Source organism: Mycobacterium lentiflavum (assembly GCF_022374895.2).
In the GTDB taxonomy this organism is placed as follows: domain Bacteria; phylum Actinomycetota; class Actinomycetes; order Mycobacteriales; family Mycobacteriaceae; genus Mycobacterium; species Mycobacterium lentiflavum.
Window position 1 is genome coordinate 2725963 of the sequence record NZ_CP092423.2, and the last position, 16385, is coordinate 2742347.

Sequence of the window (16385 nt, forward strand, 5' to 3'; positions counted from 1 at the left end):
AGGCCGCGCGGATGAGCAGGTCAAGATTCGTGGCTACCGCATCGAACTCGGCGAAATCCAAGCGGCCCTGGCCGATATCGACGGCGTCGAGCAGGCAGCGGTGATCGCCCGCGAAGACCGGCCGGGCGACAAGCGTTTGGTCAGCTACGTCACCGGCGTGGCCGACCCCGCCCAGACACGGACCCGATTGGCCGAGCTGCTGCCGTCCTACATGGTGCCCGCTGCGGTAGTGGTCGTGCCGGAGCTGCCATTGACGGTCAACGGGAAGCTCGACACCCGCGCCCTGCCGGCACCCGAATACGCCGCCGCCGGATATCGAGCCCCGGCAAGCCCCACCGAAGAGATCGTGGCCGGCATCTATGCCCAGGTGCTCGGTGTCGAGCGCGTCGGCGTAGACGACTCGTTCTTCGACCTTGGCGGGGACAGCATTTCGGCGATGCGTCTGATCGCCGCGATCAACACCAGCCTGCAATCCGACCTCGCGGTGCGGGTCGTCTTCGAGTCGCCCACGGTCGCCGAACTTGCGCCGCGGATTGGCGCGGGGGTGAGACGGCTGCAGCCGTTGGTTGCCGGTCCGCGGCCCACGGTGTTGCCCCTGTCCTTTGCCCAACATCGGTTGTGGTTCATCGACCAATTGCACGGTCCCTCACCGGTTTACAACGTCGCGACCGCGCTGCGGCTGGAGGGGCCGCTCGATGCCGACGCGTTGGGAACCGCGCTGACCGACGTCGTGGCCCGCCACGAAAGCCTGCGGACGCTGTTCGTGGCCCCCGACGGTCTGCCGCAGCAAGTGGTAGTCCCCACCGCGCAAGCCAGTTTCGGGTGGGAGGTGATCGATGCCGGCACATGGTCGACGCGCCAGCTCGACGAGTCCATCGACACGGTCACCCGCCACACGTTTGACCTGGCTACCGAGATTCCCTTGCGAGCAATCCTGTTCCGGATCGGTGACCGCGAGCATGTGCTGGCCGCGGTGGTGCACCATATCGCCGCCGACGGCTGGTCGATCACCCCACTGGTGCGCGACCTGGGTGTCGCCTACGCCAGCCGGTGTGCCGGCCAGGCCCCGGGATGGGCCGAATTGCCGGTGCAGTATGTCGACTACACCCTTTGGCAGCGCGCACATTTCGGTGACCTCGACGACGACGACAGCCTGCTCGCCGCGCAATTGGCCTACTGGACGCGGACGCTCTCCGGATTGCCCGAACGGCTGCAACTTCCGACCGATCGTCCCTACCCGCTGGTCGCCGATCAGCGCGGCGCGAGTGTGGACGTCGAGTGGCCGGCAGAGTTGCAGCGGGGAGTCGTCGCCCTGGCTCGTCAGCACAACGCGACCAGCTTTATGGTGATGCAGGCGGCGCTGGCGGTGCTGCTGTCCAAGATCAGCGCCAGTTCCGATGTGGCGGTAGGCTTCCCGATCGCCGGACGGCGAGACCCCGCGCTCGACGATCTGGTTGGCTTCTTCGTCAACACGTTGGTGCTCCGGGTCGACGTCGCCGGTGATCCCAGCTTCGCCGACGTGCTGGCTCAGGTGCGCCAGCGCAGCCTGGCCGCCTACGAGCATCAGGACGTGCCTTTCGAGCTGCTGGTCGAGCGGCTCAACCCCACCCGGTCGTTGGGTCATCATCCCCTGGTCCAGGTGATGCTGGCCTGGCAGAACCTTCCCGGGCACGGCGCCGACTCCGCGGCCAGCCCGGCCCTGGGCGACGTTCAGGTTACGCCGAGGCCGGTGGATACCCAGTCGGCGCGAATGGATCTGACGTTCTCGTTAGCCGAACGCTGGACCGAGGCCGGTGAGGCCGCCGGGATCGGCGGCAGGGTGGAATTCCGCACCGATGTGTTTGACGCTCACAGCATCCAGACGCTCACCCAGCGGCTGTACCGGGTGTTGGTGGCGATGACGACCGATGCCGCGCAGGCGTTGTCGGCGGTGGAATTACTTGATGCGACCGAGCATGCGCGTCTGGCTCAGATCGGCAACCGCGCGGCGCTGACCGGGCCGGCCAGTGCGCCGGCGTCGATTCCCTCGTCGTTCGCCGCGCAAGCCGCGCGCACTCCCGAGGCCGAGGCGCTGAGCTGGGGCGAGCGCCGGTGGACGTATCGCGAACTCGACGAGGTGTCGAACCGGCTGGCGCACGTGTTGGCCGGCCACGGGGCAGGACCGGGTTCCTTTGTGGCGCTGTTATTCTCACGATCCGCAGAGGCGATTATCTCGTTGCTCGCAGTGCTCAAGTCCGGGGCGGCCTACCTGCCCATCGACGCGGGACTGCCCGAGGCGCGGGTGCGGTTCATGCTCGCCGACGCTTCGCCGGTCGCCGTGCTCACCACTGCGGACCTGCGCCCACGGCTCGACGGGTATGGGGTGCCGGTCATCGACTTCGATGACGCGGCTGACACCGAGCCCGGCAGCGGCGTGCCGGGGCCGGGTCCGGATGACCTCGCGTACCTGATCTACACCTCGGGCACCACCGGCACACCGAAAGGCGTTGCCGTCAGCCATCGCAGTGTGACCCGGCTGTTCGACGCACTCGATACCCGCGTAGACCCGACCGGTGTGTGGTCGCAATGGCATTCACTGGCCTTCGACGTCTCGGTGTGGGAGATCTTCGGCGCCCTGCTGCACGGTGGTCGGCTGGTCGTAGTGTCCGACGAGGTGGCCCGCTCGCCGCAGGATTTCCATGCGTTGCTGGTTGCCGAGCAGGTCACCGTGCTGAGCCAGACGCCTTCTGCGGCCGGGATGCTCGCATTGGACGGGCTGGACGCGACAATCCTGGTGGTCGCCGGCGAGGCGTGTCCGGCCGAGTTGGTCGAGCGCTGGGCGCCGGGGCACGCGATGCTCAATGCCTATGGCCCGACCGAGGCCACGGTCTACGCCGCGATCAGCGCACCGCTGACACCGGGATCGGGTGTGGTACCGATCGGCTCGCCGGTACCGGGGGCCGCCGCGTTCGTGCTCGATGCGTGGTTGCGACCGGTGCCCGCCGGTGTGGTCGGTGAGCTATACCTCGCCGGTTCCGGTGTGGCAGAAGGGTATTGGCGGCGCGCTGGGCTGAGCGCATCGCGGTTCGTGGCGTGCCCGTTCGGAGTCCCCGGAGCACGGATGTATCGGACCGGGGACCTGGTCTGCTGGGGTGCCGACGGGCAGCTGCAATACCTGGGACGCGCCGACGATCAGGTCAAGATCCGCGGTTACCGCATCGAACTCGGCGAAATCCAGGCCGCCCTTTCGGCACTCGATGGCGTGGATCAGGCCGTGGTGGTGGCCCGCGAAGACCATCCCGCCGCCGTGCGACTGGTCGGCTACGTGACGGGTTCGGCCGATCCATCCGAGATTCGGTCTCGGCTGTCCGAACGGCTGCCGTCCTACATGGTCCCGGCCGCCGTCGTCGTGCTGGAAGCGCTGCCGTTGACGGTCAACGGCAAGCTCGATGCCCGTGCCTTGCCGGTACCCGAATACGCCGCAGGTGAGTACCGGGCCCCAGGCAGCGCGGTGGAGGAGATCCTCGCCGGCATCTACGCCGACGTGCTGGGGCTGGAGCGCGTCGGTGCGGACGACTCGTTCTTCGACCTTGGCGGGGACAGCATTTCGTCGATGCAGGTGGTGACCCGGGCCCGGGCGGTCGGCCTGGCCTGCAAGACGCGCGACATTTTCGTGGAGCAGACGGTGGCGCGGCTGGCCCGGGTGGTCGAGGCGGCCAGTGCCGACGACATCGTCGATCAGGGTGTCGGCCAACTGCCGGCGACCCCGATCATGCGGTGGCTGCACAGCGTCGACGGACCGGTGAGCGAGTTCAATCAGACGATGGTGATCCAGGCACCCGCCGGCGCGAGCGAAACCGACGTGGCAGTTGTCCTGCAAGCGTTGGTCGATCGCCATGCCATGCTGCGCCTGCGCGTGGACGACGACACCAAGGGTTGGTCGTTGACGGTGCCGGAGGTGGGCGCGGTGGATGTGCGCGCATCCCTGCACTCGGTACAGGTGTTGTCCGACGAGGCGTTGCTGGAGGCGCGGTCGCAGTTGAACCCGGCGGCCGGGGTCATGCTCAGTGCGCTGTGGGTGTCCTCCACCGGCCAGTTGGTGGTCATCGTTCATCACCTCGCGGTCGACGGCGTCTCTTGGCGAATTCTGTTGGAGGACTTGAACATCGCCTGGGCCCAGCATCGTGGTGGACAGCCGGTGGTGTTGCCATCCGGCGGCACTTCGTTCCGGAGATGGGCGTCGCTACTCGCCGAGCACGCCGGACGCCCGGAGGTAGCGGCGCACGCGGCCGCCTGGCAACACGTGGCCGCGGCGGCGGGCGCGCTGCCGGCGGTGCGCCCCGGGCTGGACACCTACGAGACGGCGGGACATCTCTCGGCGCAGCTTGATGCCGAGACCACTCGGATGCTGATTGGTGAGGTGCCCGCCGCGTTCCACACCGGGGTTCAGGACATTCTGGTGATCGCGTTCGGGTTGGCGTGGGCGGAGTTCCTGCCCGACCACGCGTTGCCGATCACTATCGACGTCGAGGGCCACGGGCGCCATGAGGAGCTGGCCGACGTCGACCTGTCTCGCACCGTGGGGTGGTTCACCACCAAATATCCGGTGTCCCTTGCGGTCGGCGGATTGACCTGGGCGCAGGTGATCGGGGGCGACGCCGCGCTGGGCGAGATGATCAAGCAGGCCAAAGAGCAGCTGCGCGCGCTACCGGACGGCCTGACCTACGGCTTGCTGCGCTACCTGAACGACGACGTCGAACTCGATGGCGTCGATCCGCCGATCGGGTTCAATTATCTTGGGCGACTGGGCGGTTCGGCGGCCGAGCTATCCCGCGAGTTGTGGCGGGTCAGCGAGGACGGGGCGGCGATCACCGGCGTCACGACGGCGGTGCCCATGCCGTTGATGCACACCGTGGAACTCAACGCCGTCACCGTCGACTCCGATACCGGCCCGCAACTGCACGCCAATTGGACCTGGGCGCCCTCGGCCGTCGAGCGCGAGCAGGTAACCACGCTGAGCCGGTTGTGGTTCGAGGCCCTGGCTGGCATCTGCGCGCATGTGCGATCCGGGGGCGGTGGGTTGACCCCGTCGGACATCGTCCCGGCCCGCTTGAGCCAGCCTCAGATCGAGGAGTTGCAGCGCACCTACGGGATCGTCGACGTGCTGCCGTTGACCCCGCTGCAGCAGGGGCTGCTGTTCCACGCCAACACCGCCCAGCCAACCGGGGACGATCTGTATGTCGTACAGGCCGTGTTCACCGTGGCCGGTGCGCTCGACGCGGGCCGCCTGCGTGACGCCATGCACGCCGTGGTCACCCGCCACCCGCATCTGGTGGCCAGGTTCACCCAACAGTTCGACGAAGCGGTGCAAGTCATCTTGGCCGAGCCCGAAATGGTCTTGCATGAACCAGAACTCGACGGCGAAGCCGGACTCGACGAACAGCTGCGGCGGCTCTGCGCAGCCGAGCGCGCCGCGGTCTACCACCTCGCCGAGCAGCCGCCACTGCGGGTGGCGCTGATCCGCATCGCCGAGCAGCGCTACCGGTTGGTGCTCACCATGCACCACATCGTGATCGACGGCTGGTCGCTGCCGATCCTGCTGGGGGAGATCTTCGCCGGCTACTACGGGCATCGACTGCCCGCGGCCGCGCCCTATCGCCGTTTCATCAACTGGCTGTCTGATCGAGACCTCGACGCGGCCCGCGCAGCCTGGCGCGACGTGCTGGCCGGCTTCGACGTTCCCACCTTGGTCGGCCCCCCGCAGCGTCGGCAATTGGGCGCTCGGGGCGTGACATCGTTTGCGGTACCGGCGGATACGACACGCGGGCTCGGCCAGCTGGCACGCTCATGCCACACGACCCTCAACATCGTGCTGCAGGCGGCCTGGGCGCAACTGCTGTGCTGGATGACCGGACAGCACGACGTCGCATTCGGTACCACGGTCTCGGGTAGGCCGGCCGATCTGATCGGCGCCGAATCGATGGTGGGCCTGCTCATCAACACCGTCCCGGTGCGGGCCAACATCGCCGGGACAACCTCCAGCGCGGTCCTGATCGAACAGTTGCAAGGCGCCTTCAACCACACACTCGAGCATCAACACCTGGCGCTCAACGAAATTCACCGAATCACCGGTCACGACATGCTGTTCGACACCCTTTTCGGCTTCGAGAACTATCCGATCGACGCCCGCGCGCTGTCGGCGGAGCACGAATTGACCATCACCGAAGCCAGCGTCAGCGAGCACAACCACTACCCGCTGACGATGCAAGCCGCCATGTCGGGCTCCGAGTTGGGCCTGCGCGTGGAGTACGACTCGGACGTTTTCGACGCGTACACCATCGACGCATTGGGCGCGCGGATGCAGCGGATACTGGCGGCGATGAGCGCCGATCCGAGCCGTCGGCTGTCGTCGATCGACCCGCTCGACGAGCAGGAGCACCGCCGTCTCGACGAGATCGGTCACCGCGCGGTGCTGACCCAGCCGGTTCCGACGCCGATGTCGATTCCGGCGTTGTTCGCCGAGCATGTGGCACGCACGCCGGACGCGGTGGCGATCAGTTGGGGCGCCCGGTCCATGACGTACCGGGAGGTAGACGAAGCCGCCAACCGATTGGCGCACCAGCTGAGGGATCAGCACGCACGCCCGGGACAGGCTGTGGCGCTGCTGTTTTCCCGGTCGCCGCAGGCGATCCTTGCGATCCTGGCCGTGCTGAAGACGGGAGCGGCTTATCTGCCGATCGACCCCGCTGCGCCGCCTGCCCGAATCAGGTTCATGCTCGCCGACGCTGCGCCGGTGGCTGCGATCACCACGGCCGGCCTGAGATCCCGGCTGGATTCGCGCGAATTGCCGATCATCGACATCGAGGATCAACGAGTTCACGCCCAACCGAGCACGCCGTTGCCGTCACCGGCCGCCGATGGCATTGCCTACATCATCTACACCTCGGGAACTTCCGGAGTGCCCAAGGGAGTGGCGGTCACGCACCAGAACGTGACCCGGCTGCTGGGATCGCTGGACGCGGGCCTGCCGCATCCCGGGGTGTGGACGCAAAGTCACTCGTATGCCTTCGACGTCGCGGTGTGGGAGATCTTCGGTGCGCTGTTGCGTGGCGGGCGTCTGGTGATAGTGCCCGAGTCGGTGACGCGGTCACCACAACACCTGCACGCCCTGCTGGTCGCCGAAGAGGTGAGCGTGCTCACGCAGACGCCGTCGGCGGTGGCGATGTTGTCGCCCGAGAAGTTGGAGTCGGTGACCCTGGTGATGGCGGGTGAGGCCTGCCCGATCGAGATAGTCCAGCGGTGGGCGCCGGGCCGGGTCATGGTCAACGCCTACGGCCCGACCGAGACCACGATGTGTGTGGCGATCAGTGCGCCGTTAGCCGGTGAGTCGCCGGAGTCGAGCATCGTGCCGATCGGGTCGCCCGTGCCGGGGGCGGCGCTATTCGTGCTCGATGGCTGGTTGCGCCCGGTGTCCGCCGGGGTGGTCGGTGAGTTGTATGTCGCCGGCGGTGGAGTGGGCGCCGGGTACTTGGGCCGAAGCGGTCTGACCGCATCCCGGTTTGTGGCCTGCCCGTTCGGCGAGCCCGGCGCTCGCATGTATCGCACCGGTGATCTGGTGTGTTGGGGCGCCGACGGCCAGTTGCGTTACTTGGGGCGCGCCGATGAGCAGGTCAAGATCCGCGGGTATCGCATCGAACTCGGTGAGGTCCAGGCCGCTCTGGCCGCGCTCGACGATGTCGAGCAGGCGGTGGTGATCGCCCGAGAGGACCGCGCCGGTGACAAACGCCTGGTGGGCTACATCACCGGGACCGCCGACGCGGCCGAGGCGCGTACCGCGCTGGCACAGCGGCTACCGGGCTACATGGTCCCGGTGGCGGTGCTGGGACTCGAATCGCTACCGCTGACGGTCAACGGCAAACTGGACACCCGGGCGCTGCCGGCCCCCGAATACGGCGGCGTCGGTGAATACCGGGCTCCGGCCAACCCCATCGAGGAAACACTCGCCGGCATTTACGCCGAAGTCCTCGGTACCGAGCGGGTTGGGGTCGACGACTCCTTCTTCGACCTCGGCGGCGACAGCATTTCGGCCATGCGACTGATCGCGGCCGTGAACACCAAGATGGACGCCGGGCTTGCCGTCCGCAGCGTGTTCGAGGCACCGACCGTACGAACATTGAGTCAGCAGTTGGGGACGCGTACACCGGTTGCACACGCGGTGATTCCGATCCAGACGTTGAACACGGGCACCGGCATACCTTTGTTCTGCGTCCACCCGGCCGGGGGAGTGAGCTGGTCCTATCAGGCGCTGAGCGGCTACCTGGACTGCCCAGTCGCCGGAATTCAGCAGGTCTGGACGGGCAGCCAAGCCGAACCGCGGTCGATTCGCGACATGGCCGAGCGCTATGCCGACCGGATAGAAAAGATCCATCCCACCGGTCCTTGCAATCTTCTCGGCTGGTCCTTCGGGGGTCTGGTCGCCCACGAGCTCGCCATCGAGCTGCAGCGACGCGGTCGGATCATCGCTGGCCTGATTGTTCTCGATGCCCAACCCGGCCCGGACAGCACATTCATCATGCCGGGGCTCCATTTCGATGCAGACCACGACGAGTCGCTGACCTACGAGCAGATGGAACAACTGGTAGGCGACCTCAGTGCGATCGACATCTCTTGGTATCAGGAGTTTTTCGATCTGCTGGTGCACAACCTGAATCAAAATGTGGCGCTGTATCGAGCGCATACGCCGCGTGTATTCGACGGCGATATCACGATATTCTCCGCGGTACGCGATCGGGCCGATCGCAGTGCCTACCTTGCGCAAAGTTGGCGGCCCTACGTTTCGGGCCGCATCGCCGTGCACCCGACTGACTGCACACACGATGGCATGCTGGCCGCCGAAGCGGTCAGCCATTACGTCGACCAACTCAGGCATGCACTGCGACGCGGCGAACTTGAGCTCCGATTCTCGTCAGAGGTGCGGCTGGAAGCGCGAGCTAACGACGGCGAATATGAGGACGAGCGTGCCGGCTGACGGCGCTCGACCCGGCGGGATCACCCTCGGCGCGCTGGCCGAGCCGGCGATCATCGCACCAAGCCACCCTCGGTGCGCGACCTCGGCGACAGCTCGCCTGGCCGTTGGTGGCCGAGGTGTATCTCGCGCGTGACCTGACCGCGACCACGGCAATGGACGCTCGTCACCATGGCGGTTCTGGTGCTGGTCTGCGCGCTCGCGACGACGACTTGCGTCGGCTATTACGTGGGCCGGCGCGCGAGCTCGTCGCCGCCGACCTGGCGACGGCGCACCAGTCGGGTCGCGATAGGCAGGCTCGCGATGAGCTTCGTCATGGTGGTGGCCGCGCGCCGGATCCGGCGCACGGTCTTGGTGCACCGCCTGAGCCGCGACGCAACGGGCGCTTCGGGTATGAGATCCATTGAGCCGCTTGAACTCTTGCGTGACGGCGTCGCGTTCGTATTGAGGCGCACCAGCTTGGTGTGAGGTGCCTCGCGGCCCCTGGTGGGAAGCGCAAGCGCGACAGTTGATTTGCTAGTCGCACGCTCCGCGAACCGCGGCGCGTCTGTGACCGCGGTTTGAGAGGACGAAGATGACGGCACTGCAGGGCAAGGTCGCGTTCGTGACCGGCGCATCGTCGGGCCTGGGCGCCGAAACGGCCAAGCTGCTTTCCCGGCAGGGCGCAACGGTTTTCGGCATAGCCCGGGATAGCGCGCGCCTAGCCGACGTTTTCGCCGGCGTCGAGCGGGGTTCCTACGCGTCGGTCGACGTCGGCTCGGCCCAGGCCTGCACGGACGCCGTCGAGCAGTGCGTCCGCGAGTTCGGCGGTCTCGATGTCCTGATCAACATTGCGGGCAAGCATCAGATGCGCCGAACGGAATCGATGACCGACGACGACTGGACAGAAGATCTCGCCGTCAATCTGAACGGTCCGTTCTATCTGTGCCGGGCCGCGCTGCCCCAGCTGCTGGAACGGGGCGGCAACATCGTCAACGTCGCCTCCATCGCCGGTGTCGAAGGGCAGGCCTATTCGGCCGGCTACTGCGCGGCCAAGCATGGACTCATCGGGCTGACCCGAGCATTGGCGGTGGAGTACACCGCGGATCGCTTGCGCGTCAACGCGGTATGCCCAGGCGGCATGCTCACACCGCAACTCGAACAGTTCACCGCGCCCGAGAATCCGAACTACGACCTGATCATGCGGACGGCCTCGCCACGCGGCATGATGCAGCCCCTCGATGTCGCGAATGTGGTCGCGTTCCTGGCCAGCGACGCCGCGGCGGCCGTTCACGGCGCCGTCTACCGGGTCGACAACGGCAAGGGGGCCGGGTAGTTAGCCGAGGCCCGTTCGTGGCCAAGCAAAGTCGCCGCCGGATCAGACCTGGCCGGCCCACCCACGCGAGTTTGCGTTGGACTTCTTTTCCGCGTACATCAACTCGTCGGCCAGGGTGATCAGCTCGTCCACGGTGGTGGTGGGCTCGTCGGCGGACGCGCGCACCAGACCGATGCTGGCCGAAAGACGATAGGGCCGATCGCTCTTCTCGTTGAAGGCCCGAAATGCCTGGGCCACCCGCTCCCGCAGCGTCGAGGTGCCGCCTGCGCTTTCGGTCACCATGATGCAGAACTCGTCACCGCCCAAGCGGGCGAGGATGTCGGACTCGCACAGTGTCTCGCCCAGCACGTAGGCGACATCTTTGATCAGCATGTCGCCGACCTCGTGGCCGTGTTCGTCGTTGACTCGTTTGAGACCGTCTACGTCGAGGAAAGCGACCACACTGTTGTGGCCGAGGTAGTGCGCCCCGCGAAGCTTTTGCTCTGCCAACAGGTAGAAACCGCGACGGTTGGTGAGCCCGGTCATTTCGTCGGTCACCGAGAGCTGGCGAATCTCTTCGTTGGCCTGCTCGAGCGCGGCGGTGCGGTCGCGAACCCGCTGTTCCAATTCGGAGTAGACCTGGATGTTCTCCATGGCGATCGAGGTCGAATCGGCCAGGGCCTGCAGTAAGCGGACCTCTTGCTCGGTCGGCTGATGTTCCTCGGCCCAATAGTTGCCGATCGCACCGATCGGATCGCGCCTGCGGATCGGAACCATCACCAGGCTCTTGACGAACGTAGGGCGGTAGACGTCGTGCGGGATGCGCGAGTCGAGATAGATGTCCGGGATGATCGCCGCATCGCGGTTGAGCATCGCCCACCCGCTGATGCACGACGTCATCGGAAAGCGCAGGCCTTTCCACAGCGGGCCGATCGCGTTCTCTTCGGCGTAAAAGCACTTGCCGTTGTCGCGCAGTACCAACGTGGCGCCGTCACAACTGGTGAGTTCGCGCGCCGACGACGAGACGAGCCGCTGGATGTCGGCCTGGCTGCGAGCCAAGGAGAGGTCCTGGACCGCCTGCAACAGGCGCTCCATCCCTTCGAGATACTCGGCAGCGCCGAATCTGGGGACTGGCGCAGCGGTTGGCAGGTCGGGCAGGAACGAGGGTTCCATGCCTACCTCCGCGAAAAGGCCGCACTCCACGGCTTCCCAAGCGGCCGACAACACCAACATTTACCGGTCGTCTCGCCGCGATAACTCGCCAATAATATGCGCTCCTGGGCTGGTCCTCGCACCACTTTGATGTCGCAAAAGCGCCAGCATGTGGGCATCTGCCCGTGATGTTGTGGCACCTGTGAACACGACCTTGACCAAAATTCTTGGGCGCCATGTGGTGCAAGCCGGTTTCGCTCGTGTGCTTGCCGACGTCCCCGGCGGCCCCGGGCTGCTGCGGTTGGCCAACACCCCCGCGCAGGGGGCGTTCATCGCCTTCGTGGCGGCCATGCTCGCCGCCGATCCCGACGCACCCACGCGGTGTGCCGGATGGACCGTCCACGAGCTCACTGCGCACCTGGCAGCGGGGTCTGCCGAAATCGCCGATCTAGTTGCGCTCGAGCTCTCCGGGGCTGCTTCCCGCCCCACCCGCGACTTCGAAGAGCGCGAGGCGCCATACCGGGCGCTTAGCCCAAAACGATTGCGTCGCAGGTTCTTTGAGGAAGCACTCAAGGCGACGGTTGCCGTGGAGCGACTGCGGCAGGCCCCGGGGCGCAGCGTGGCGTTCACCGGTGCTGTGCTGGACGCACGAGCCTTGACGCTGCACGTCGAAAGTGAATTGATACTGCACCGATGGGACATCGTCGGCGGCGACGAAATCAGCATCCGGGCGCTGAGCGACGCACGTATCGGCGTCCATGCCGCGACAACGGTCGCCGCCATGAAGCCGAACGTGTTTCCGCCCCGCGGTGGCGAATACGAGTCGGTCATCCTGCGCTCAGCGGGTGCCTCCGACATCACCGTTACAGGTGGGCCGGTGACGACAATCGAACTCGCCTCTGCAGACCATTTACATCCCGTCGTCGAATGTCATCCGGCGGCACGGACCCTATTGATTTGGGGACGATGCCCGGGACCCGATCTACCGGTCGGCGATCCGAAAACGGTCGACGCCGTCATCACGATGCTGCGGCCAAATCCGCACCGGGTGACGCACCACGAACACCAAGAATGTTGAACCGGGATCGCCCACCGAAGAAATAAGTTGTCGGCCTTTGTACAGGTATTGGATAGGTCAGCCGGGTAGCGTGCCCCCATGGCTTTTACAGTGACCTGGGCAGATGGCACCGAAATTACGTACGGTGACGAATTCCATTTCGACACCGATGGTGCGGTGCTCAAGATCGGGCCTTCCACGGGAAAGTGGACGTGGTACTTCTCGTCCCACCAGTGGGCACGCATCGAGAATGAGGATCCGCACACCTCGCTGCGACCCGAATTTCCCCCGGTGGTCGTCCACGCTCACCCCTCGGCCTGAGCGCCAGACCTGCCCGCGGGCAGGCACATACGCCGCGCCGGGTCGATCGGTGTGAACCGGCCCGGCTGGTAGGGTCCGCCAGGATGCCAGGCTGCGCGCGGCCATCCGTTTCGGCATTTCGCACGCAGGTCGCGACCGACCCGGGAGCTGGATTTTCCGCGGCGTACGACGCGCGGTGGCGGGTATCTCTCTATCCACCGAGAACGGAGACAGTATGAGCCCAGGCGCGCAAACGAAAACCATCACGACGCACGTTCCGGCGCGACTGGACCGGCTGCCGTGGTCGAGGTTTCACTGGCGCGTCGTGGTGGGGCTGGGCGGGGTCTGGATCCTCGACGGGCTCGAGGTCACGATGGTCGGCAACGTCTCGGCCCGGCTCACCGAGAAGGGCAGCGGCATCGAGCTCAATCCGGCGCAGATCGGCTACGCGGCGGCGATCTACATCACCGGGGCATGCTTGGGCGCCTTGTTCTTCGGTCACCTGACCGACCGGTTCGGACGGCGCAATCTGTTCATTCTGACCCTGGCGGTCTACCTCGTCGCCACCGTCGCGACCGCGTTCGCCTTCGCGCCGTGGTACTTCTTCATAGCCCGCTTTTTCACCGGCGCCGGCATAGGCGGCGAATACGCGGCGATCAACTCGGCGATCGACGAGTTGATTCCGGCCCGGGTGCGCGGCCGGGTCGACCTGATCATCAACGGCACCTACTGGTTGGGTTCAGCCGCCGGAGCCGCCGGCGCATTGGTCCTGCTGGACACGTCGAACTTCCCCGCGAACGTCGGTTGGCGGCTTGCCTTCGGCATCGGAGCCATCTTCGGCATCTTCGTCCTGCTGGTCCGGCGCAATATTCCGGAAAGCCCGCGCTGGCTGTTCATTCACGGGCGCGACGAGGAAGCCGAGCAGATCGTCGGCGAGATCGAACAAGACGTGCAGCGCGAAACCGGACAGCCGCTGCCCGAGCCGGACGGCGAGCCGCTGAGAATTCGTCAGCGCCATGCGATTTCGTTCATGGAGATCGCCCGGGTGGCGTTCAAGCTCTATCCCAAGCGCGCGGTCCTGGGGCTGGCGCTGTTTATCGGCCAAGCGTTCCTGTACAACGGCGTCACGTTCAATCTGGGCACGCTGTTGAGCGCGTTCTACGGCATTCCATCCGGAGAAGTGCCGGTGTTCTTCATCTTCTGGGCGATGAGCAATTTCCTCGGCCCGCTGGTTCTCGGGCGGCTGTTCGACACCATCGGCCGCAAACCGATGATCACCGGTACCTACATCGGCTCCGCGGTGATCGCGGTGGTCCTCGCAGTGTTGTTCGTGGATCAGGTCGGCGGTGTGTGGACCTTCATCGCCGTGCTGGCGGCGGCGTTCTTCCTGGCGTCCGCGGGCGCCAGCGCGGCCTACCTGACCGTCAGCGAGATCTTCCCGATGGAGACCCGGGCGCTGGCGATCGCGTTCTTCTACGCGGTGGGCACCGCGATCGGCGGCATCACCGGCCCCGTGCTGTTCGGTGAGCTGATCAACTCGGGCGATCGGGGCCAGGTGCTGTGGTCGTTCCTGATCGGGGCAATCGTGATGGCGATCGCGGGCCTGGTCGAGCTGTGGCTCGGCATCGCCGCGGAGCAACGCGCGCTGGAAGAGCTGGCGTTGCCGTTGACAGTGGCCGACGCCGAGAACGACGAACACGCCTGAGGCCGTGCTGATTCCGTAGGTCCAGCACGCCAGTTCTCCGGAAAGCGCACCAGCTGAGTAGCGTGTACTATACCTAGCATGAGCGAGAAACTTCCGGCTCGGCTGGCGAAGCACCCGACCGTGCGAAAGGTGCGATCGCGCCGGTTGCAGAAACCCGCAGTGCTCGACGCGGATTGGCTGCGCGAGTTGTGCCTGGAGGCAGGCGTCGACGACGTGGCTTTCGCCAGCGTGGACAACCCCGAGCTGGCCTCGGAGGTCGAGCACGTCGAGGCCGCGCTGCCCGGCACCAAGAGCTACATCTCGCTGGTGGTCAGGATGAACCGCGACAACATCCGCTCGACGGCGCGCAGCGTCGCCAATCAGGAGTTTCACCGCAGCGGCGAGTTGCTCAACGAGGCGGCTTACCGCATCGTCCGGCGGCTGCAGGATGCCGGTCACCGAGTGCTGAACCCGTCGGCGACCTTTCCGATGGAGATGGACAACTACCCCGGTCGGATCTGGGTGGTGGCGCACAAACCCGTCGCCGTGGCTGCCGGCCTCGGCGTGATGGGCATCCACCGCAACGTGATTCACCCCAAGTTCGGCAATTTCATCTTGCTGGGCACGATCTTGGTGGACACGCCGATCAGCAGCTACGGCGAGCCGCTGGACTACAGCCCCTGCCTGGAATGCAAGTTGTGTGTCGCGGCGTGCCCGGTCGGGGCTATCGGCAAGGATGGCAGCTTCGATTGGCTGGCGTGCTCTACGCATAACTACCGCGAGTTCATGGGCGGTTTCACGGACTGGGTGCAGACCGTCGCCGACAGCGCGGACGCGGCCGATTTTCGTTCGCGGGTAACCGATTCCGAGAACGCGTCGATGTGGCAGAGCCTGTCGTTCAAGCCCAACTACAAGGCGGCCTACTGCCTGGCGGTGTGCCCGGCCGGCGAGGACGTGATCGGGCCCTATCTGGACAACCGCAAGAGCTTCATGGACCTAGTGCTAAAACCGTTGCAGGACAAGAAGGAAACCCTGTACGTGCTGCCGAACTCCAAGGCGGAGGAATACGCGCAACGCCGCTATCCACACAAGCAGGTGAAGGTCGTCGACAGCGGGCGGCGGGGCTAAGAAGAACCGTAGGCGCGGGCGATGTCCGGGGAGTCCAGCCAGCCCGAGTAGGTAGGCCGCGACGGCCAACCCGCCGGCGAATCGAGCCATTCCTCCTGACGGCCCCACGGCAAGAGGTCGATCAGCGCGAACGAATGGCTGAGTTGTTCGGTGCCGCGCCCATTCGTGTGCCAGGTGCGGTACACCGTGTCGCCGTCGCGCAGGAACACGTTGACCCCGAAGCCCCCGCCCGGGGGCGCGTCCATGTCGGCGCCGAAGGTGCTCTGCGACGACGAGTACCACTGCATCCGATTGCCGACCCGCTGCTTGTAGGCGAGCGCCTCCTCGATCGGGCCGTTGGTGACAATGACGAACCGGGCGTCGTAGTTGTCCAGGAATTCGAGCCGGGTGAACTGCGAGGTGAAACCCGTGCACCCGGCGCACTGCCACTGAGCTCCGTCCGACCACATGTGGTGATAGGTGATGAGCTGCGATCGGCCATCGAACACGTCGGCAAGGCGAATCGGCCCGTCGGCGCCGATCAGGGTGTAATCGGGCAACTCGACCATCGGCAGACGGCGCCGCTGCGCGGCGATCGCATCCAGTTCACGGGTAGCGGCCTTCTCGCGTTTGCGCAGTTCATCGAGCTCGACGCGCCAGGTCGGGGCATCGACGATGGGCGGTAGCGCCGTGTGATTCGGGGACATGGGATCCACCCTCTTTCTGTCGGAGCTCTCGGCTCAAAGGTCTGACAACTCGTCTGCCCGGAATTCATCGGCGAGCGCCG

General features: G+C 66.1%; 9 protein-coding genes (1 of these 9 running past the window's edge). 7 read left to right on the forward strand and 2 right to left on the reverse strand.

From position 1 onward, the window contains the following. The 3 genes from MJO58_RS12755 to MJO58_RS12765 all read left to right on the forward strand — a co-directional run. Positions 1-9007 carry the 3' end of a non-ribosomal peptide synthase/polyketide synthase gene (locus MJO58_RS12755; RefSeq protein ID WP_239723024.1) on the forward strand. 22112 nt of this gene lie to the left of the window's left edge, so 9007 of the gene's 31119 nt are visible here — the last part of the coding sequence; its start codon lies off the left edge, out of view; it ends in the stop codon at positions 9005-9007. 168 nt (positions 9008-9175) lie between these two features. Beyond that, a complete protein-coding gene (locus MJO58_RS12760; protein WP_239723025.1) occupies positions 9176-9472 on the forward strand; it encodes a hypothetical protein in 297 nt (98 codons plus the stop codon). 106 nt (positions 9473-9578) lie between these two features. Beyond that, positions 9579-10319, forward strand: coding sequence for an SDR family NAD(P)-dependent oxidoreductase (locus tag MJO58_RS12765; protein ID WP_090601820.1), 741 nt, complete (start codon positions 9579-9581; stop codon positions 10317-10319). Between the two features lie 42 nt (positions 10320-10361). Here MJO58_RS12765 and MJO58_RS12770 read toward each other — a convergent pair whose 3' ends face one another. After that, positions 10362-11393: a GGDEF domain-containing protein gene (locus tag MJO58_RS12770; protein ID WP_239723261.1), complete on the reverse strand. Its 1032-nt coding sequence runs from the start codon at positions 11391-11393 to the stop codon at positions 10362-10364. A gap of 259 nt (positions 11394-11652) precedes the next feature. Between MJO58_RS12770 and MJO58_RS12775 the strand changes: the two genes are divergently transcribed. The 4 genes from MJO58_RS12775 to MJO58_RS12790 all read left to right on the forward strand — a co-directional run bounded on the left by MJO58_RS12775 (position 11653) and on the right by MJO58_RS12790 (position 15619). Next, on the forward strand, positions 11653-12528 hold the full coding sequence (locus tag MJO58_RS12775; protein ID WP_175364420.1) for a maleylpyruvate isomerase N-terminal domain-containing protein: 876 nt from the start codon (positions 11653-11655) through the stop codon (positions 12526-12528). A 78-nt stretch (positions 12529-12606) separates the two neighbouring features. Next, positions 12607-12828 (forward strand): hypothetical protein, encoded by a 222-nt coding sequence (locus tag MJO58_RS12780; RefSeq protein WP_090601825.1) that lies wholly within the window; start codon positions 12607-12609, stop codon positions 12826-12828. Positions 12829-13042: 214 nt separating this feature from the next. Continuing rightward, positions 13043-14512, forward strand: coding sequence for an MFS transporter (locus tag MJO58_RS12785; protein WP_090601827.1), 1470 nt, complete (start codon positions 13043-13045; stop codon positions 14510-14512). A 78-nt stretch (positions 14513-14590) separates the two neighbouring features. Beyond that, entirely contained in the window at positions 14591-15619 is a 1029-nt protein-coding gene (locus MJO58_RS12790) for an epoxyqueuosine reductase (RefSeq protein WP_239723026.1), read from the forward strand. Here the strand turns inward: MJO58_RS12790 and MJO58_RS12795 are convergent. Further along, positions 15616-16305: a DUF899 domain-containing protein gene (locus MJO58_RS12795; protein WP_239723027.1), complete on the reverse strand. Its 690-nt coding sequence runs from the start codon at positions 16303-16305 to the stop codon at positions 15616-15618. The genes MJO58_RS12790 and MJO58_RS12795 overlap by 4 nt on opposite strands. Positions 16306-16385 lie beyond the last annotated feature (80 nt).

Bases quoted from the DNA above. Each gene is read 5' to 3' on its own strand.
- MJO58_RS12770 (WP_239723261.1), bottom strand. From the start codon at position 11,393: ATGGAGCGCCTGTTGCAGGCGGTCCAGGACCTCTCCTTGGCTCGCAGC.
- MJO58_RS12760 (WP_239723025.1), top strand. From the start codon at position 9,176: ATGGCGGTTCTGGTGCTGGTCTGCGCGCTCGCGACGACGACTTGCGTC.
- MJO58_RS12790 (WP_239723026.1), top strand. From the start codon at position 14,591: ATGAGCGAGAAACTTCCGGCTCGGCTGGCGAAGCACCCGACCGTGCGA.
- MJO58_RS12785 (WP_090601827.1), top strand. From the start codon at position 13,043: ATGAGCCCAGGCGCGCAAACGAAAACCATCACGACGCACGTTCCGGCG.
- MJO58_RS12780 (WP_090601825.1), top strand. From the start codon at position 12,607: ATGGCTTTTACAGTGACCTGGGCAGATGGCACCGAAATTACGTACGGT.
- MJO58_RS12795 (WP_239723027.1), bottom strand. From the start codon at position 16,305: ATGTCCCCGAATCACACGGCGCTACCGCCCATCGTCGATGCCCCGACC.
- MJO58_RS12765 (WP_090601820.1), top strand. From the start codon at position 9,579: ATGACGGCACTGCAGGGCAAGGTCGCGTTCGTGACCGGCGCATCGTCG.